Raw genomic sequence first — 18276 nt, forward strand, 5'->3', positions numbered from 1 at the left:
GGCTTCATCGACTCACCCGGCCTCATTGGCTCAGGGGTCCGAGCAGGAGCCACTTCCACGAGGAATCCTCTCCGAGCTGGCGGGAACCGGCGCTGCGCGGCATGGCGTATCGCTTGCCGTCGGGCCCGTAGACGGCGCCGGTCGTTGGATCGTATCCAGCGAATTCGACTGTGTCGGCCGGATACGAGAGGTATAGCCGGTCATCTGACAACTGACCGGTCGGGGCCGCCGCGGCGGGCGTGCCGCCGGAGCCGTCCGAGTTCTTCGGAGTGCCCTTGGCCTGCGACTTCGCGCCGCCCTGCGGCCCGGCGCCACCCTCCGGGAACCCGGCGCCCGCAGTCGCGCCGGGCGGCACCTGCGGGACGGGGGCGAGGTCCTCCCGGGGGAAGTTGCGCCCGCCCCGGACGGCCGTCTGCGCGTCGTGCGGGGCCTTGCAGCCCGCGTCCAGGCGCGGCTTCTTCTTCGACGTGTCCTGCGGCCAGCGGTGCTTCACCTTCTCGTAGCCCTTGGTGCAGGCGGGCGGCGCGTCGATGTTCAGCGCGAGGCCGAGGTGCTGGGTGCCGTCGCCGGGCGTGACGGTGAACGCGCCCGCCATGGTCACCGGGTAGAGGATGAACAGGGACCGGAGGCCCGCCTTGCGCGTCGCGATGATCTGGCCCGTGGTGGTGAGGTTGGCCAGGAAGACGGGCAGTGTCGGGGCGAGTTGGTTGATGGCCTTGTGGGATTCGTCCACCGCGCCGGGGACCGCGTCGATCGTCTTGCGCAAGGCGGGGTCGTCGTTGCGCAGGGACGTGGTGAGCTCGTTCAGGTTGGCGGCGAAACCGCGGATGTTGGCGGCCTGCCCGCGCTGCGTGTCCAGGACGGTCACGCTGTTGTCCAGGAGCCGCTTGGTGTCGGGGTAAGCCTGCTCGGCGGTCTTCAGGAGGCGGTCGGTGTCGTCCAGGAGCGACTGGAGGTCGTCGGCCGATCCGGAGAACGCCTTGTTGAGTTCGTCCACGATGATGCCGAGGTCACGGGTGTCGACCGAGCCGACCAGCGAGTCGACGTTGCGCAGTAGCTCGGCGGTCGAGATGGGGAGCGCCGTGCGCTGGCGCGGGATCGTGTAGGCGTCGCCCTCGTCCAGGTACGGGCCGGTCTTCTTCGCGGGCTCCAGGTCGATGTACTGCTCGCCGACCGCCGACCGGTTGGCGATGATCGCCCTGGTGCCGTCCCTCGGGATGCGCTTGCCGCGTTCGAGGAGCAGCTTGACCCGGATGCCGTCCTTGGTCAGCTCGATGGGGCCGACCCGTCCGACCGGGACGCCCCGGTAGGTGACCTCCGCGTTGGTGAACACGCCGCCGGAGTCGGTGAGGTCGACGTAGGCGACGTACTGCTTGCCGAGCAGGTCGCGTCCGATCCCGATGTAGTTCACCGACACGATCGCCACGCCGACGACGGTGATGACGGCGAACGCGATCAACTGGATGATGACGCCGCGTTTCAGGATCACGAGAGGCCCCCCGTCATCAGGGTCCGCAGACCGCCGTCGTCGGACCCGGGCGCGAGCGCGCCCGGACGCCCCGGAGTGGAGCCGCCGCTCGGGAGCCCGGGAAGTCCGGGAAGCCCGCCTGAGCCGGAGCCGGAACCGGAGCCGCCGGTGTCGCCCGGCATCTGCGGCAGGACGCCGAGCGGCGTGTCCGGCAGCGTCACGTTCGGCACCTGGAGCATGTTGCGCATCTGGCGTCCGCTGCCGAGCAGCCCCTCCAGGTCGGTGCCGCCGAGGAGGTTGCGGGCGATGGACTCAAGATCGAGGTCGAGGGTCAGCCGGACGTTGCCGTAGTCGCCCTCGATGACGTTCTCGAACGTCGCCGGGAACGGGAACGTGATCAGGCTTTCCAACGACTTCGGCAGGTCGGAGCCCGCCTTGTTGAGGTTCCGCAGGATCTTGTCGAGGTCCTGGAGGTTCGCGAGCAGGTCGGCCTTGGACTTGTCGATCACGTAGGTCGTGGTGCGGCTGAGCTTGTTCAGCGCGACGAGCATCTTGGTCAGGTCGGCGCGGTTCTGGTTGAGGACGGAGATCGCGGGGCCCGTCTTGTCGATGGTGTCCTGGATCGTCTTCCGCTCGTCCGAGAGCTTGCCGGTGAGCCGGTCGATGCTGTCCAGCGCGCGGGTGATCGCGGCGCGGTTGCGGTCGAGCGTCCCGGCGAAGGTGTTCACGCGGGACAGCACGGACCTGATCGTCGGCTCCCGGCCGCGCATCGCGGCCTGCAACTCGTGGCTGATCGTGGAGACCTGTTCGAGGCCGCCGCCGTTCAGCAGCAGCGACATCGCCGACAGGACCTCTTCGATCTCGGTGCCGTGGGACGTCCGGTTCAGCGGGATGAGGTCGCCGTTCCCGAGGTCCCCGACCGGCGTCTCCTTCTCCGGCGGTTTCAGCTCGACGAACTTCTCGCCCAGCAGGCTCGTCTGCCCGATGGTCGCGTAGGCGTTGTCGGGGAGCTTCGTGTCGCCGCGCACCTTGACCGTGACGACGGCGTGCCAGCCGTCCTGCCCCGGCCGCCCGGCCAGCTTGATCTTCTCGACCTTGCCGACCGACACGTCGTTGACCTTGACCGCCGACTGCGGGACGAGGTCCAGCACGTTCGCGAACTCGATCCGCACGGTCTTCGGGTGCGAGCCGAGGTCGGGGCCGCCCGGCAGCGGAAGCGACTGCACCCCGTCGAACGAGCAGCCCGACAGCGCCACCGCGCCCACGATGGCGGTGGCCGCGAGACGCCTCAGCCGTGCCGCGCCGCTCATCGGGTGGCTCCCGGCAGCAGCGCGGAGAGGTCGCCCGGCTTGCTCTGCGTCTTCCCCGACTTCGGCGGGCCCTGCGGGCCGTAGGCGTCCGGCGGGATCGGCACCGGCTCGTAGTGCGTGGTCAGCGCGGTGATCCAGGACAGGTCGAGGCTGAACCCGGTCAGCGCCTTCCCGATCCCGTTGTACGGGCGGACGAAGTCGAGGCACTGCTTGGCGGGCGTCCCGGCCGAGTAGGCCAGCGAGCAGATCCAGTCGGCCAGGTCGTGGAACTGGCGGAAGTTGTCGCGGGTGTGGATCGTGCCGCTGATCGGGTCGTACGCGCGGGCCAGGTTGTTGATCGCGAGCGGGCCCGCGGTGAGGATCTCGGCCAGCGAGTCCTTCTCCTTCACCAGCACGCCGGTGATCTGCGCGAGCTGCCGGACGTTCGACGCCAGCTCCGTCCGGTTGTCCTTGACGAACCGCTGCACGTTCCGCAGCGTCGGGGCGAGCGTGTTGAGGGCCGCGCTCAGCTCCTCCTTCTCCCCCGCGAGCTGCCCGGACACGCCGTTCAGGTGCCCGGTGAACGACTTGATCTGCTGGTCGTTCGCCTTCATCGCGTCGGTGATGATCCGCAGGTTCCGGATCGTCTGGGCGATGTCGCCGCGGTCGGCGCTGAGGGTGCCGAGGGCCCTGGAGGTGTCCGCGATCGTCTGCCGGATGTCCTCGCCCTGCCCCTCCAGGTTCGCGGCGCCGACCTTGAGCAGCCGCGACAGGGGGCCGGTGCCGTCCGGCGCGTCCGGCGCGTTCGCGCCCTGCGGGCCGAGCGCCTTGGAGAGCTTGTTCAGGCTGGAGCCGACCTCGTCCACCTCGACCGGGACGGCCGTCCTGCTCGTGGTGAGCGTCGCGCCGTCCGCCAGCACCGGCCCGCCCTTGTAGACGGGGGCGAGCTGGATGTAGCGGTCGGCGACGAGCGTCTGGTTGACGACGACGGCCTTCGCGTTCGCGGGCACCTTGTACTTGGCGTCGTACCTCAACTCGACCTTGACCGCGTCGCCGACCGGCTCGACGCTCGTGACCTCGCCGACCGGGATGCCGAGGATGCGGACGTCCGCGCCCTTGTAGAGGCCGACCGTCTTCGTGAAGTACGCGGTCATGTGCCGCTGCTCCGTCCCCTGGAACACCAGCAGGAGCGCGGCAGCCAGCACTGCGACGGCGAGGATCGCGCCGCCGAGGCGAAGGATGGTCGCGGAGTTGCGCATGGAACCTGCCTGCTAGCTCACGGGAGGAAGGGCAGCGGGTTGTCCGGCCGGTTGCCGGTCTGCCCCTGCTTCTGAGTCGGCTTCTGATTCGGCTTCTGGGTCTGGGTCGTCCCGCCGCCCTGCTGCTTGGGGTCCTGGATCGAGGCGGGGATCGGGATGAGGTTCTGGATCCAGGAGTCGAACCAGCGCCCGGTGCCGGTCACGTCCGAGAACTGGCGGGCGAACGGCGCGAACAACTTGATGACCCGGTCGAGGTTGTCCTGGTTCTTGAGCAGGACCCGGTTGACCTCCGAGAGGTTGTCGAGCATCGGGCCGAGCTGCTTCTCGTTCTCGTTGATCAGCGCGTTGACCTGCTGCGACAGCGTCACCGTGTTGATCAGGAGCTGGTGGATGACGGCCCGCCGCGCCTGCACGGCCTGGAGCACCTTGTCGCCGTCCTGGACGAGTTTCGCGAAGTCCTGGTTGCGGTCGGCCAGGAGCTTGGAGACGTCCTTGGCCTTGCCCGCGAGTTCGTGCAACTGGTCGTCGCGGGACGCGACCGTGTTCGACAGCCGCCGCAACCCCTGCAACGACGCCCGGACCTCCTCCGGCGAGTTCTTGAAGGTGTCCGACAGCACGTCGAACGACTTCGCGACCTGCTGAACGTCGATGTCGCCGATGGTCTTGCTCAGCTCGCTGATCGCCGGGACGATCTCGAACGGGACGCTCGTCCGCGCGACCGGGATGTTGCGGCCGAGCCGCCCCTTCCCGCGCGGGGTGAGCTCCACGTAGTGGGCGCCGAGCACCGTCTTGATCTTGATGGACGCCTTGGTCCCCGCGCCGAGCCGCACACCGTCGTCCACGCGGAAGGTGACCCTGACGTGGTCGCCGTCCAGCTCCAGCTTCTTGACCTCGCCGACCTTGACGCCCGCGATGCGGACCTCCTCGCCCGCCTTCAGCCCGGCCGCCTCCCGGAACGACGCCGTGTGCGTCTTCCCGCCCGACACGAACGGGATGTTGTCGAGGTTCAGCGCCAGCGCCAGCAGGACGGCGATGACCGCGAAGCCCGCGAGGCCGATGGGGAGCGGGTTGCGCTCCCGGAACGTCACCCTCATCTACTTGCACCTCGCGCTCTCGTTCACGATCGCCGGCGTCTGGTAGACGGGACCGCCCGGCAGCCGCACCCGCGCGTCGAGACCGCAGATGTACATGTTGAACCAGGAGCCGTAGGACGAGATGTTGACGAGCCCCTCCAGCCGCTTCGGGGTGCGTTGGAGGCCCTGGTCGAGGTCGCGCTTGTTGGCGTCCAGCGTCGCCGTGAGCTTGCGGAGCCCGGCGATGTCGTCGGCGATGCCGGGACGGGCGTCCGCGAGCAGGCTCCGCGTCGTGCCCTCCAGGTCGTTGATCGCCGCGACCGAGTCGAAGATCGCCTGCCGGTCGCCGGACACCCCGCCGACGAACCCGCGCAGGTCGGTGATCAGCCGGTTGACCTCGGTGTGCCGCTCGTCGATGGTGCCGAGCACGGTGTTCAGGTTGTCGATCACCTGGCCGATGACGCGGTCGCGGTCGGCGAGCGTGTTGGTCAGCGACGCGACGTGCGCGAGCAGGCTGTTGATCGTCCCGCCCTCGCCCTGGAGCACCTGGACGATCTGCGTCGCGAGCGTGTTCACGTCCTTCGGCTCCAGCGCGCTGAACAGCGGCCGGAACCCGTTGAACAGCGTCGTCAGGTCGAGCGCGGGCTCGGTCTGCGCCACCGGGATCGTGCCGCCCTCGTGCAGGTAGCCGTTGACCTTCCCGGCGCCGTCGGTGAGCGAGAGGTACCGCTGCCCCATCAGGTTGCGGTACCGGATCTGCGCCCGCGTGGACGACGGCAGGCCCGCCTTGAACGCGTCGTCGTCCTCGACGCTGAACGTGACCTCGGCCTGCGTTCCCTTGTAGAGCTTGATGCCCTCGATCTGGCCGACCCGGACGCCCGCGACGCGGACGTCGTCGTTCTTCAGCAGCCCGGTCACGTCCGTGAAGATCGCCTTGTAGCGGACGGTGTCCCGGAACCGCGTGTTGGAGATCGTCATCGCGAGGATGCCGGTGGCCACCGACGTGACGACCACGAAGATGCCCAGTTTGATGGCGGCGCTCGTCGTCCTCAATTGATCGTCACCACCGATCCGTCGCCGAACAGCGGGCCGAACATCAGCACGGACAGGTCGGAGAGCTCGTCGGCGGGCGTCCGCGTCATCGGGCCGACGATGTTCTTGATCTTGTCCTTCTCGCTCATCGAGCCCGGGTCGACGAACACGTTCGACACGGCCCGGCCCCGGCTGCCGCCGCCGTTCGGGTCGCTGGGGTTCTTCCACCACAGGTCGTCCTGGGTGCCGTCCAGCGCCAGGTAGTCGGGGAAGGGGACCTTCGGGTTCGGCAGGTTGTAGCAGCGCGGGTTGCGCTGGTCCTTCGCCTCGGGAGCGTCCAGCGGGTACTTGTAGCCCGGCCGCGGCTTGACGATCTCGATCGTCAGGTTGAAGGTCTTCGAGCCGTTCGCGCCCGCCACCCGCTCGGCCTCGGGCTTCAGCTTCATCATCCCGGCGAGGACGCAGGGCAGCGACGGCGAGTACTTCGCGACGACGCTCAGCCCGTCCCGGTTCGCGATGTTCACCCCGATGATCTTCGGGCCGTTCTGCCGCATGAACGTGTCGCCGTCCCGCGCCAGCGCGGTGGTCGCCGGGATCAGCCGCTCGATCGCGTCCCGCTTGTCGGTGATCGTCCGGCTGGTGACGTTGAGGTTGCGAAGCGTCTGCACCAGGTCGGGGGCGGCCGCGTGGTAGATGTCGGACACGTCCGCGAGCCCGTTCAGGTCGTGCACCAGCGTGCCGAGCTGCGGGTTGATCTTGCGGAGCAGCTCGTCGGCCTGCTCCAGGTTCCGGCCGATCTGGTCGCCGCGGCCCTGCAGCGCCGTGGCGAGGGCGTTCAGCGTCGCGTTCAGCTCCGCTGGCTTCACCGCCTGGAGCAGCGGCAGCAGGTCGTTCAGCAGCTTGTCGATCTCGACGGCGGCCTGCGAGCGGTCCTCCGGGATGACGGCGCCCGCGCGCAGCCCGAGCGGGCCGGGCCGCTCCGGAATCTGCAGATCGACGTACTTCTCACCGAACAGCGTCTTCGGCAGCAGCCGCGCCTGGACGTTCTCCGGGATCATCTTCGCCTTGCCCGGATCGAGCGCCAGCCGCAATGTCGCGCCATTCTCCGTCGCGTCCGTGCCGCGCACCTCGCCGACGATCAGACCGCGCACTTTGACGTCCGAATGCGGCAGCAATTGCAGCCCGGCGCGCCGCGCGGACACCTTCACCTCGGTCACCGACGTGAACGACTTGTTGTACAGCGCGACGGTCAGCGCCAGCAGCAGCACGATCACGAGAAGCATTCCCGTGCCGAGCAGCCGGTACCGAATGCGTTGGCTCATCAGACCGTCACCCCGCCCACCCCGCTCATCCCGCGATCCGAACGCCGGTGCCGGTGCCCCAGATGGCCATGCCGAGCAGCAGGTCCGCCACGTTGATCACGACGATGCTGGTGCGGACCGCGCGGCCCACCGCGACGCCGACGCCCGCAGGGCCGCCGCTCGCGTGGTAGCCGTAATAGCAGTGGATCAGCATCACCAGGACCGAGAAGATGATCACCTTGCCGAAGGACCACAGGATGTCGTTCGGCGGTAGGAACAGATGGAAATAGTGGTCGTAGGTGCCGGTCGACTGCCCGTAGAACAGCGTCACGATCACGCGCGTCGCACCATAGGACGCGAGCAGCCCGACGATGTAGAGCGGAATGACCGCGATCATCCCGGCGAGCATCCGGGTCGTGACGAGGAAAGGCATCGACGGGACGGCCATGACCTCCAGCGCGTCGATCTCGTCCGAGATCCGCATCGCGCCGAGTTGCGCGGTGAACCCGCAGCCGACCGTCGCCGACAGCGCGAGCGCCGACACGAGCGGGGCGATCTCGCGCGTGTTGAAGTAGGACGCGACGAACCCGGTGAACGCGGCCGTGCCGATCTGGTTCAGCGACTCGTAGCCCTGGAGGCCGACCTGGCTGCCGGTGAAGAACGTCATGAAGCCGACGATCGCCACCGAGCCGCCGATCACCGCGAGCCCGCCGGTGCCGAGGCTGACCTCGGCGAGCAGCCGGAGAACCTCGGTCCGGTAGCGGCGCAACACCCGGAACGTCCACGCGAAGGCGCGGGCGTAGAACGACATCTGGTGGCCGAAGTCGTCCAGCCGGTCGAGGGGGGTGTTCAGCCACCTGGAGAACGGCGACCGCCCGCTGCCCGAGGCCGCCATCACATGCCCTTCGACGGGACGAACTGGAAGTACAGCGTGGAGATCAGGAAGTTCTCCAGGAAGAGCAGCATGAACGTGATGACGACGGTCTGGTTGACGGCGTCGCCGACGCCCTTCGGTCCGCCCTTGGCGTTCAGCCCCTTGTAGGCGGCGACGAGCCCGGCGGTGATGCCGAACACGAACGCCTTGAACTCGGCCTGCAGAAGGTCGGGGAGCTGCGCGATCGCGTTGAACGACGCCAGATAGGCGCCGGGCGTCCCGCCCTGCAGCATGACGTTGAAGAAGTAGCCGCCCATCAGGCCGACCACCGACACGAGCCCGTTCAGGAAGAGCGCGACGAACGCGCAGGCGAGCATCCGCGGCACCACCAGGCGGTGCAGCGGGTTGATGCCGAGCACCTCCATGGCGTCGATCTCCTCGCGGATCTTCCGCGAGCCGATGTCGGCGCACATCGCCGACCCGGCGGCGCCCGCCACCAGCAGCGAGGTGACGAGCGGGCTCGCCTCCCGGACGATCGCGACCACCGCCGTCGCGCCCGTGTAGGACTGCGCGCCGAGCTGCCGGATCAGCCCGCCGACCTGCAACGACAGCACGCCGCCGAACGGGATCGCGACGAGCATCGTCGGGACGACGGTGACGCTGACGATGAACCACGCCTGCTGGACGAACTCGCGCCACTGGAACGGCCACTTGAACAGCGCGCGGCCCGTGTCCAGGCAGAGGGCGAAGAACCGGCCCGGCTCCTTCACCAGGATGTTGACCGCGCCGTCCCCGACCTTGCGGAACGCCGCGGAGGAGCCGCCGCCCTCGTCGCCCCCCTGCCGGCCCGCGCCGATGCCGGTGTCAGGAGAGGACATCAGCGGCCCGCACCTCCGGCCGGCCCCGGCGGCGGACTGCCGGGGAACTGGCCGCCCGGCCCGCCCGGTCCGGCGGCGCCGACCGGCGTCATGGACGACACGTACCGCGGCCACTCGGCCACCCAGTCGCGGCCGAGGTCGTCGATGAACGAGCCGGGCGGCGGGGTGACGCCGTGCGCCGCGCACCACGCGCCGGGCGCGTGCATCCCGGAGCGGAGCAGCCCGTTGCTCGGCATCTGCTGCGGCGGGATCGGCGGCAGCTTGCCCGGGTCGTGGCCCATCTTCGCCTCGGCCTCCAGCTCGGACTCGTCCTTCTCCTCCGACATCCCGATCGGGCCGATCTTGCTGGCGTTGAGGAACTGCCGGACGACCGGCTCCTCGCTGGACAGCAGCATCTCCCGCGGCCCGAACATCGCGAGGTGCCGCTGGTAGAGCAGGCCGATGTTGTCCGGGACGGTCCGCGCCGTGTTGATGTCGTGGGTGACGATGAGGAACGTCGCGCCGATCTGCGCGTTGAGGTCGATGAACACCTGGTTCAGGAACGCCGTGCGGACGGGGTCGAGGCCGGAGTCGGGCTCGTCCACGAGCAGGATCTCCGGGTCGAGGACGAGCGCGCGGGCGAGCCCGGCGCGCTTGCGCATGCCGCCGGAGATCTCGCCGGGCAGCTTGTGCTCGGCGCCGAGCAGGCCGACCATGTCCATCTTCTCCAGGACGATCCGCTTGACCTCGGACTCGGACTTCCTGGTGTGCTCGCGCAGCGGGAAGGCGATGTTGTCGAACAGGCTCATCGAGCCGAAGAGGGCGCCGTCCTGGAACAGCACGCCGAACAGCTTCCGCGTCTCGTAGAGCTGCGCCTCGGGGAGGTGGGGCAGGTCGCGCTCGCCGATCCAGATGTGGCCGCGGTCCGGCTTGAGCAGCCCGACCAGCGATTTCAGGAAGACCGACTTGCCGGTACCGGACGGGCCCAGCAGCACGGAGATCTCCCCGGCGGGGATGGTCAGCGACACGTCCTGCCAGATCACCTGGCGGCCGAAGGACTTGGTCAGGCCCTCGACTCTGATCTCGACGCCCACTCGTCACCTTTCGTCCAGGCCGGGGGGAATCCCGAACCAATGAGCGAGTAGCTCTCCGGCTCTGTCTCTGCGGCGGTCTGTCTGCGGCTGTCCGCTCCGGGGGTCGGTTGCTGTCACGCCGTGTGCCTGCCCTCTTACTACCGTTCGGTAGCGGCGCGGGGTTCAACTACCGTAGCGGCCTCCCGTCCAAATGGAAGGGGTTCCGGCCCAGATCAACGGCTAAATGCGACGTCGTAAGACAATCGTTACTTATGGCGGCAATGAGGCTAATGGTGTGAGAACCGGCGCAACACCCCGGGGACGCCGCGGCCGGGTCGCGGGACCGGACGGCCTGGTGCGGCCGCAGCGCCAGACGGGACGCTACGCCGCGTCCCCGGACCGGCACAACCCGCCGCGGCACACGGTTTTCCACGCCGGTTTGTCACTCGCGGACGGAATCCCGGCGCTCCCGACTCGGCGCTCCCGACTCGGAGGTCCCGCGAACGCGAACGAGGCGGCCGCCCCACCTTCCGGTGGGACGACCGCCTCGTGAGAAGCGTCGTTCGAAGGACGACGGTCCTGGACGGTCCTACTTGACCGTGACGGAGGCGCCCGCCTTCTCCAGGGCCTCCTTCGCCTTCTCGGCGGTCTCCTTGTTGACCTTCTCCAGGAGCGGCTTCGGCGCGCCGTCGACCAGGTCCTTGGCCTCCTTGAGGCCGAGGCTCGTCAGCGCGCGGACCTCCTTGATGACCTGGATCTTCTTGTCGCCCGCGCCCTCCAGGATGACGTCGAACTCGTCCTGGACCGCGGCCTCCTCGGCGCCGCCGACCGGGGCGCCCGGGGCCGCGGCGACGGCCGCGACGGGGGCGGCGGCCTTGACGTCGAAGACCTCCTCGAACTCCTTCAGGAACGCCGACAGCTCCAGGAGGGTCATCTCCTTGAACGCGTCGAGCAGGTCGTCATTGCTGAGCTTCGCCATGATCTTTCCTCCGCTGTGGCTACGTGGATGGGGTGTGGGTACCGCGGGTGCCTACTCGGCGGACGCCTCTGCGGGTGCCTCGTCGGCGGCCGGGGCCGCGTCGGCCGGAGCCGCGTCGGCCGGGGCCTCGGCGGTCTCGCCGGCGGCCTCGCGCTTGACGCGCAGCGCCTCGACGAGCTGGGCCGCCTGCGTCGGCAGGGCGTTGAACAGCGCCGCCGCGTTCGACATCGACGCCTTCATCGCGCCCGCGAGCTTCGCGAGGAGCACCTCGCGCGACTCGAGGTCCGCGAGCTTGGAGATCTCGGAGGCGTCCATCGACTGACCGTCGATGAAGCCGCCCTTGATCACCAGGAGCGGGTTCGCCTTGGCGAAGTCACGCAGGCCCTTAGCGGCCTCGACCACGTCGCCGCGGACGAACGCGATCGCCGACGGGCCTTCGAGCAGTTCAGCGAACTTCTCGTCGACGCCGGCCTCGTTCGCCGCGCGCTTGGTCAGCGTGTTCTTCACCACGGCGAACCGCGCGGTCTCGCCGAGGTTGGTGCGCAGCTCCTTGAGCTGCGCCACCGTGAGCCCGCGGTACTCGGTCAGCACGGCGCCGTTCGAACTCTCGAACTCGTTCTTGAGCTCGGCGACCGCCGCGGCCTTGTCGGCCTTTGCCATGTGGCCTCCTTCCGATTACCTGGGTTGGTCACGACCCTCGCCCGTCCCCTGGGGGACGGACCCGGATCGACCAAAAAACGCCCCGGCGCAGATAAGCGCGGGGCGTCCACAGGCAGGGCGCGGAGGCCATGCGGGAAGCTCTCGTCTCACCTGCGCAGGCCGCCCGAAACTAGTCGGGTCCTTCGGCCGCCCCGGATGGGGCGACGACCGGCGGTCTTCGGCATCGAACAGGATACGTAACGCGCGCGGGCAACGCCAAATCGGATACGGCGAGGGCCGCGCCGGTCATCGCGGCGCGGCCCTCGGACGTCTCGTCCCGCCGGGATCAGGTGCCCGGGATCCCACCGCCGCCGCCGAGCCCGTTGAGGAGCTGGCCGAAGTCGGTGACCTCGCTCTCCGGCGGCGCGCTGATCTGCACCGGCTTGCCGAAGTCGCGGTAGGTCATGGTCAGGTTCGTGGCGCCGGCCTGGGCCGTCTGCTTCGACTTCAGCGCCATCTTCCGGGGGAGCTGCCGGCCGTCCACCCAGAGGTCGAAGTTCATGCCGTCGAGGCCCGCGGTGCCGGCGTTCTTGCGGACCGTCTCCTGGTCCTCCGCCGGGAGCTTCGCGATCGCGTCCTCGATGCGGTAGGTGCCGGTGTAGTGCGTCGTCTGGACGCCGTCGACCGTCTCCTTGCCGACCTCGCGGACGTCCTTGGACGCCGTCAGCATCTTCGTGTTCTGGACGGGGTCCATCTGCTGCGACTGCCTGAGCAGTTGGTCGAGGTTCATGCCGGACTTCTTGCCGAGGTCGTCGAGCGAGATCTTGAACCAGGGTTTGGCGCCGGTCGCGCCGCCGAGCTGCGACAGCATCGGCATCTTCATGTACATGGTGCGGCCGACGAGGATCTGCTGCATGCCGCCCGTCGACTTGCCGCCGACCGTCATCGTGTCGAAGTTCATGCTGTAGGCGAGGTCGGGCTTCGTCCGGTACTGCATGCTTCCGGTCGCCGAGACGTCGCCGGCGCCCGAACCGCTCACCTGCATCGACAGCTCGGCCTTGAAGGAGTCGGCGGTGCCGGTCCGCTCCGCGGCCTTGCCGAGCACCTGGGCGGCGGTCAGCTTCAGGTTCTTGCCGGCCTCGTCCACCTTGTTGCCGGTGTCACCGAGACAGCCGGTCAACGAGAGGGCGAGGCCGGTCGCCAGCGCCGTTCCTACGGCGAAACGACGGATCATCGTGGAAGGTCTCCTTGGTCTGGTCGCCCCCGGTCCGCTCCGAAATGACGCCCGGGGGTCCGGGCCGATGCTAGATCAGACGCCAGGTAGACCGCTGTGGTTCACTCCGTCCTGGTGTGTCCCGGTTTCAGTTGCCGCCGAGGATCCCGTCGAGCGAGAGCTGCCCCACCTGGTCGGCCGGCGGCGGGTTCACCTTGAACGACGTTCCGTAGTCGCTGTAGAGAACCGTCACGGTGCCCGAGTCGCCCTGCTTGTCGGACGCCTTCGAGACGAGCTTGCGCGGGAGGTTGTCGCCGTCCGTCCACAGATCGAAGTTGATCTTACCGTTGGCCCGATCCTTGGGCAGCCACTTCTCGACCTTCTGGCGGGCGTCCGCGTCGAGGCGGTTCAGCGCGTCCTGGACGGTCACCGTGCCGCTGTAGTGCGTCGTCTTCACGCCGTCGATCGTCTCGGTGCCGACGCGGCGGGCGTCCTTCGAGCCGGTGAACATCTTCGTCTGCTCGGCCGGGTCGACCTGCTGGATCTGGTCGACCACGCTCTTCAGGTCGAACCCGGTCCGCTGCGCCATCTGGTTCAGGTCGACCTTCACCCACGGCTTGCCGTCGCTGACGAACCGGGCGAGCTGCGGCACCTTCGCGTACAGGACGTTGTCGGTGAGGAGCGCCTGGCCCTTCGCGCCCGGGACGGTCTGCCCGTTGCTGCTGAACTGGTCCAGCTTCGCGCTGAACTTCAGCGTCGGGCGGAGCTGGAACCGTCCGTCGGCGTGGACCTCGCCCTTGTTCTGGCCGGTGCCCGTCACCGTGAGGTCGGCCTTGAAGCTGTCCGCGCGCCCCGCCTTCTGGGACGTCTTCGCCAGTGCGTCAGCGGCACTGAGCTTCATGTTCTCGGTGTTCGCCGTGCCGTCCCCGTTGCATCCGGACAGGAGGAGCGCGGTGCCCACCGCCGCGCCTCCGGCCGCCACCACGAGTCGTCGGTTCATGCGGGTCGAGCTCATGAGGGTAGAGCCTCCTTGATCGCCTGCTGGTGTTCCCAGTGTCGCGGGATCCCGGCGGCGGCTACATCACCCGTTGGTACGAATGGGCGTCCGCGCGGTACGACCATCGGCGTAGCACCGCACCCGCCGCCCGGCACTACCCGAGGCGCGCTCGCAGCACGGATTTGCGGATCTTTCCGGTGCCGGTGCGCGGGAGGTCGTCGGCGAACTCGACGCGGCGCGGCGCCTTGAAGCCCGCGAGCCGGGCCCGGCAAGCGGCGATCAGGTCGTCCGCAGTGGGCGGGACGGCGGCGCCGCCGTCCGGGACGACCACCGCGCACACCGTCTGCCCCCAGCGCGGGTCCGGCAGGCCGACGACCGCGACCTGCGCGACGCCCGGGACGGTCCGCAGCACGTCCTCGACCTCGCGCGAGGAGACGTTCTCGCCGCCCGTGATGATCACGTCCTTGAGGCGGTCGACCAGGTAGAGGTAGCCGTCCTCGTCGACGCGCCCGGCGTCGCCGGTGCGGAACCAGCCGTCCGCGAACGCCTCGGCGGTGGCCTCGGGATCGTCCCAGTAGCCGGTCGTGACCTGCGCGCCCTTCACCGCGACCTCGCCGAGCGCACCGGGTGGGAGGTGCTCGCCGCCGCGCCCGAGCACCGCGATCTCGACGCCGCCGGTCGGACGTCCCGCCGACTCCGCCAGCTCGGGCCGGGTCGTGATCGCCGCGTGGTGGTCGGCGGGGGAAAGGAACGTCGCGTTGCCGGACAGCTCCGTCATCCCGAAGCCCTGGTTGAAGTCGCAGCCGAGCAGGTCGGCGGCGCGGCGCAGCAGCGGGACGGGCATCGGCGCCGACCCGTAGGAGATCACCCGGAGCGTCCCGCGCAGCGCGGCGGCCGCCGCCGGGTCGGCCGCGACGTGCGCGAGCAGGTCCTCCAGCATCGTCGGGGCCAGCGACAGGCTGGTGAGGCCGTGCCGCCGCGCCGCCCCGACCAGGGCGTCCGCGCGGAACCGGCGCAACACCACGGCGTGCCGTCCGAACAGGTGGTGCAGCATGACCTGGTAGCCCGCCACGTGGCAGAGCGGGAACGGCGTGCAGAACACGTCGCCCGGCCGCACCGGACGTCCGGCCGCCGACACGTCGATGCCCGCGAGCAGGCTCCGGTGCGTGAGCCGCACCCCTTTCGGACGGCCGGTCGTCCCGCTGGTGAACATCAGCCACGCGACCTCGCCGTCGTCCGCGCGGGACGGCTCGACGGGCGGAGCGTCCCAGGGGATGTCGTCCAGGTCGATGAGCGGAAGGTGATCGGCGGGCAGATCGCCGTCGGCGGCCAGCCGGTCGAGCAGATCGGCCTCGCCGAGGACGACGCCCGCGCGGCTGCGGACGATCTGGTCCGCCCACTCGCGCGGATGCAGCCGCTGGTTCAGCGGCACCAGGACGCGGCCGTCCCGCGGAACCCCGTAGTAGGCGGCCACGTATTCGGGCCGGTTGTGCGACAGCAGCGCCACCCGCGTCCCGGCCGGGAGGCTCGCGGCGAGGTGGGCGCTCAGCGCGTCCGTCCGGGCGCGCAACTCGCGGAACGTCCAGGTCGTGGCCCCGACCGACAGCGCCGGAGCGTCAGGGACGTCCTCCGCCGCACCGTCGAGGACGTCGTAGAGCCGATGCCGTGAACCGTCCACCACTCCCCCTCCCGGACTCCTGAATCTACCAGTCGTCCGGTTGGCGGGCGGCGCGCGGTCCCGCGCATCGGGACGGCGGCCGGAAAGCGGACAGGGCGCCCCCGCCGGGGACGCCCTGTTCGATGAGTCGCTCGTGCCGGATCAGGCTTCGTCCAGCTCCGCGGTCAGGTTGCGGACGGCGTTCGGGTCGACGGGGATGCTCGGCCCCATGGAGGTCGTCAGCACCGCCTTCTTCACGTACCGGCCCTTCGCGGCGGACGGCTTCAACCGCTGGATCTCGTCCACGGCGGCCGCGTAGTTCTCCACCAGCTGGCGCTCGTCGAACGACGCGCGGCCGATGATGAAGTGCAGGTTCGCGTGCCGGTCGACCCGGAACTCGATCTTGCCGCCCTTGATCTCGGTGACGGCCTTCGCCACGTCCATCGTGACCGTGCCGGTCTTCGGGTTCGGCATCAGGCCGCGCGGACCGAGCACCCGGCCGAGCCGTCCGACCTTGCCCATCTGGTCCGGCGTCGCGACGACGGCGTCGAAGTCCAGGAAGCCGCCCTGGATCCGCTCGATCAGGTCGTCGGAGCCGACGAGGTCGGCGCCCGCCGCCTCCGCCTCCTGCGCCTTCGCGCCGACCGCGAACACGAGGACGCGGGCCGTCTTACCGGTGCCGTGCGGCAGGTTGACGGTGCCGCGCACCATCTGGTCGGCCTTGCGGGGGTCGACGCCCAGCCGCATGGCGACCTCGACGGTCGGGTCGAACTTGACGACCTTGGTCTCCTTGGCCAGCTTCACGGCCTCGATCGGGCTGTACAGGCGGTCCCGGTCGATCTTGTCGGACGCGGAGCGGTAGCCCTTGCTGCGCTTCATCGTCTCTCCTTTGGTGTGGGCCCGTGGTCGGGGCCCGTTCGGTGAGAGTCGTGGTCCGGGCCGCGCGATGGCCCTCCCACAGCCCCGCGGACGGTTCCGCGGGACGTTTCGCCGTCACGGCGCCGGGCGCCGTGACGTGCGGTCACTTGACCTCGATGCCCATCGACCGCGCGGTGCCCGCGACGATCTTCTCGGCGGCGTCCAGGTCGTTGGCGTTGAGGTCGGGCATCTTGGTGGTCGCGATCTCGCGGATCTGGTCGCGGGTGACCGAGCCGACCTTGGTCTTGTGCGGCTCGCCGCTGCCCTTCTCCACGCCCGCGGCCTTCAGGATGAGCTGCGCGGCCGGCGGCGTCTTCGTGACGAAGGTGAACGACCGGTCCTCGTAGATGGTGATCTCGACGGGGACGACGTTGCCGCGCTGGGAGTCCGTGGCGGCGTTGTACTGCTTGCAGAAGTCCATGATGTTGACGCCGTGCGGACCGAGCGCGGTACCGACGGGCGGCGCCGGAGTCGCCTGGCCGGCCTGAAGCTGGACCTTCACCAGTGCGGCGATCTTCTTCTTCGGAGGCATACGAACCCCTTTGTCCCATTTGATGTTGATCCCGACTCCCGCTTCGCGGGCAACACGGCGGCGGGACGACCCGCCGTGTGGGGACCACCTGAAACCATCGACTCGCGTGCAGGATACGACCTGCGCGGAGTGGCTCTGTCAGATCTTGGAGACCTGGTTGAAGCTCAGCTCGACCGGGGTCTCGCGGCCGAAGATCGACACCAGCACCTTGAGCTTCTGCTGCTCGGCGTTGATCTCGTTGACCGTGGCGGGCAGGGTGGCGAACGGGCCGTCCATGACGGTGACGGACTCGCCGACCTCGTAGTCGACCGTGGCCGCGACCTTCGCCGCCTCCTTGGCCGGGGCGGTGCCCTCCTCCGGCTCGGGGGCCAGCAGGTTGGCGACCTCGTCCAGGCTCAGCGGGGACGGCTTGTTCAGCAGCCCCACGAACCCGGTCACGCCCGGGGTGTTGCGGACGGCGGCCCACGACTCGTCGGTCAGCTCCATCCGGACGAGGATGTACCCCGGCAGGACCTTCTCGTTGACCTTCTGCCGCTTGCCGCCCTTGATCTCGGTGACCTCGTGCTGAGGCACCTCGATCTGGAAGATGTAGTCCTCCATGTTGAGGGTCTGGGTACGGGTCTCGATGTTGGTCTTGACCCGGTTCTCGTACCCCGCGTAGGAGTGCACGACGTACCAGTCGCCCGGCTGCATCCGGAGCTGCATCTTGAACTCGGCGTGCGGGTCGACGGGCGGCTCGGCGGGGCCCTCCTCGGCCTCGTCCGCCTCGTCCGCCTCCTCGGCGCCCTCGCCGGACTCGTCCTCGGCGGAGACGACGTCGGCCAGGTCGCCGGCGTCCGCGGCGGCGTCGGGCTCGGGGCCCTCGCCCTCGAGCTTGGTGTCCGCGGGTTCGGCGTCGCCGGCGGCGACGACGGCCTCGGCCGTCTCGTCGACGGGCTCGGCCGCCTGGTCCGCCGCAGCAGCCGCAGCGGACTGGGCCTCGGCAACGGCCTCGTCGTAGGGCTGTGAGGACTCGGACACAGTGACTCTTTCTCTCGGCTCTGCGGTGATGGACTTGCGTTGGTGCGGCGGCGGGCCGGTCTTCGGCGGCCGCGGTCGTCGGTGTCGCCCGGGTC

At 69.5% G+C, this 18276-nt stretch carries 17 protein-coding genes; all 17 read right to left on the reverse strand.

Features of this window, described 5'->3' with window-relative positions; genetic code table 11:
- Positions 1-22 precede the first annotated feature (22 nt).
- Positions 23-1489, reverse strand: a complete 1467-nt coding sequence (locus FXF65_RS00360) for an MCE family protein (protein WP_148347503.1) — start codon at positions 1487-1489, stop codon at positions 23-25.
- Positions 1486-2778, reverse strand: coding sequence for an MCE family protein (locus FXF65_RS00365; protein WP_148347504.1), 1293 nt, complete (start codon positions 2776-2778; stop codon positions 1486-1488). The genes FXF65_RS00360 and FXF65_RS00365 overlap by 4 nt, the downstream gene beginning before the upstream one ends.
- Positions 2775-4016 (reverse strand): MCE family protein, encoded by a 1242-nt coding sequence (locus FXF65_RS00370; RefSeq protein WP_148347505.1) that lies wholly within the window; start codon positions 4014-4016, stop codon positions 2775-2777. The genes FXF65_RS00365 and FXF65_RS00370 overlap by 4 nt, the downstream gene beginning before the upstream one ends.
- A 17-nt stretch (positions 4017-4033) precedes the next feature.
- Complete coding sequence (locus tag FXF65_RS00375; RefSeq protein ID WP_148347506.1) at positions 4034-5110, reverse strand: MCE family protein; 1077 nt, start codon at positions 5108-5110, stop codon at positions 4034-4036.
- On the reverse strand, positions 5111-6142 hold the full coding sequence (locus tag FXF65_RS00380; RefSeq protein WP_148347507.1) for an MCE family protein: 1032 nt from the start codon (positions 6140-6142) through the stop codon (positions 5111-5113). It abuts the gene before it with no gap.
- Positions 6139-7443: an MCE family protein gene (locus FXF65_RS00385; RefSeq protein ID WP_148347508.1), complete on the reverse strand. Its 1305-nt coding sequence runs from the start codon at positions 7441-7443 to the stop codon at positions 6139-6141. Before FXF65_RS00385 ends, FXF65_RS00380 begins: the two co-directional genes overlap by 4 nt.
- 25 nt (positions 7444-7468) lie before the next feature.
- Positions 7469-8317: an MlaE family ABC transporter permease gene (locus FXF65_RS00390; RefSeq protein WP_148347509.1), complete on the reverse strand. Its 849-nt coding sequence runs from the start codon at positions 8315-8317 to the stop codon at positions 7469-7471.
- Positions 8317-9174 (reverse strand): MlaE family ABC transporter permease, encoded by an 858-nt coding sequence (locus tag FXF65_RS00395; protein WP_246198274.1) that lies wholly within the window; start codon positions 9172-9174, stop codon positions 8317-8319. Before FXF65_RS00395 ends, FXF65_RS00390 begins: the two co-directional genes overlap by 1 nt.
- Positions 9174-10247 (reverse strand): ABC transporter ATP-binding protein, encoded by a 1074-nt coding sequence (locus FXF65_RS00400; RefSeq protein WP_148347510.1) that lies wholly within the window; start codon positions 10245-10247, stop codon positions 9174-9176. Before FXF65_RS00400 ends, FXF65_RS00395 begins: the two co-directional genes overlap by 1 nt.
- A gap of 568 nt (positions 10248-10815) precedes the next feature.
- Positions 10816-11205, reverse strand: a complete 390-nt coding sequence (gene rplL / locus FXF65_RS00405; RefSeq protein WP_148347511.1) for a 50S ribosomal protein L7/L12 — start codon at positions 11203-11205, stop codon at positions 10816-10818.
- 51 nt (positions 11206-11256) lie between these two features.
- The gene (rplJ, locus tag FXF65_RS00410) at positions 11257-11865 is read right to left on the reverse strand and encodes a 50S ribosomal protein L10 (RefSeq protein ID WP_148347512.1); all 609 of its coding nucleotides are present in this window, start codon (positions 11863-11865) and stop codon (positions 11257-11259) included.
- 325 nt (positions 11866-12190) lie between these two features.
- Entirely contained in the window at positions 12191-13078 is an 888-nt protein-coding gene (locus FXF65_RS00415) for an SCO4651 family lipoprotein (protein ID WP_148347513.1), read from the reverse strand.
- Between the two features lie 127 nt (positions 13079-13205).
- Positions 13206-14072, reverse strand: coding sequence for an SCO4651 family lipoprotein (locus tag FXF65_RS00420; protein WP_246198275.1), 867 nt, complete (start codon positions 14070-14072; stop codon positions 13206-13208).
- Positions 14073-14208: 136 nt separating this feature from the next.
- On the reverse strand, positions 14209-15732 hold the full coding sequence (locus FXF65_RS00425) for a class I adenylate-forming enzyme family protein (RefSeq protein ID WP_187412003.1): 1524 nt from the start codon (positions 15730-15732) through the stop codon (positions 14209-14211).
- 141 nt (positions 15733-15873) lie between these two features.
- Positions 15874-16590 (reverse strand): 50S ribosomal protein L1, encoded by a 717-nt coding sequence (gene rplA / locus FXF65_RS00430; protein ID WP_148347515.1) that lies wholly within the window; start codon positions 16588-16590, stop codon positions 15874-15876.
- Between the two features lie 142 nt (positions 16591-16732).
- On the reverse strand, positions 16733-17161 hold the full coding sequence (gene rplK / locus FXF65_RS00435) for a 50S ribosomal protein L11 (RefSeq protein WP_148347516.1): 429 nt from the start codon (positions 17159-17161) through the stop codon (positions 16733-16735).
- A 138-nt stretch (positions 17162-17299) separates the two neighbouring features.
- On the reverse strand, positions 17300-18181 hold the full coding sequence (nusG, locus tag FXF65_RS00440) for a transcription termination/antitermination protein NusG (RefSeq protein ID WP_378233142.1): 882 nt from the start codon (positions 18179-18181) through the stop codon (positions 17300-17302).
- Between the last annotated feature and the right edge of the window lie 95 nt (positions 18182-18276).

The sequence above is a fragment of the Actinomadura syzygii genome (assembly GCF_008085905.1).
GTDB classification, from domain to species: Bacteria; Actinomycetota; Actinomycetes; order Streptosporangiales; family Streptosporangiaceae; genus Spirillospora; species Spirillospora syzygii.

Coding starts and splice junctions, on each gene's coding strand:
- FXF65_RS00365 (WP_148347504.1), bottom strand. CDS start 2,778: ATGAGCGGCGCGGCACGGCTGAGGCGTCTCGCGGCCACCGCCATCGTG.
- FXF65_RS00370 (WP_148347505.1), bottom strand. CDS start 4,016: ATGCGCAACTCCGCGACCATCCTTCGCCTCGGCGGCGCGATCCTCGCC.
- FXF65_RS00375 (WP_148347506.1), bottom strand. CDS start 5,110: ATGAGGGTGACGTTCCGGGAGCGCAACCCGCTCCCCATCGGCCTCGCG.
- FXF65_RS00385 (WP_148347508.1), bottom strand. CDS start 7,443: ATGAGCCAACGCATTCGGTACCGGCTGCTCGGCACGGGAATGCTTCTC.
- FXF65_RS00390 (WP_148347509.1), bottom strand. CDS start 8,317: ATGGCGGCCTCGGGCAGCGGGCGGTCGCCGTTCTCCAGGTGGCTGAAC.
- FXF65_RS00395 (WP_246198274.1), bottom strand. CDS start 9,174: ATGTCCTCTCCTGACACCGGCATCGGCGCGGGCCGGCAGGGGGGCGAC.
- rplL (WP_148347511.1), bottom strand. CDS start 11,205: ATGGCGAAGCTCAGCAATGACGACCTGCTCGACGCGTTCAAGGAGATG.
- rplJ (WP_148347512.1), bottom strand. CDS start 11,865: ATGGCAAAGGCCGACAAGGCCGCGGCGGTCGCCGAGCTCAAGAACGAG.
- FXF65_RS00415 (WP_148347513.1), bottom strand. CDS start 13,078: ATGATCCGTCGTTTCGCCGTAGGAACGGCGCTGGCGACCGGCCTCGCC.
- FXF65_RS00420 (WP_246198275.1), bottom strand. CDS start 14,072: ATGAGCTCGACCCGCATGAACCGACGACTCGTGGTGGCGGCCGGAGGC.
- rplA (WP_148347515.1), bottom strand. CDS start 16,590: ATGAAGCGCAGCAAGGGCTACCGCTCCGCGTCCGACAAGATCGACCGG.
- rplK (WP_148347516.1), bottom strand. CDS start 17,161: ATGCCTCCGAAGAAGAAGATCGCCGCACTGGTGAAGGTCCAGCTTCAG.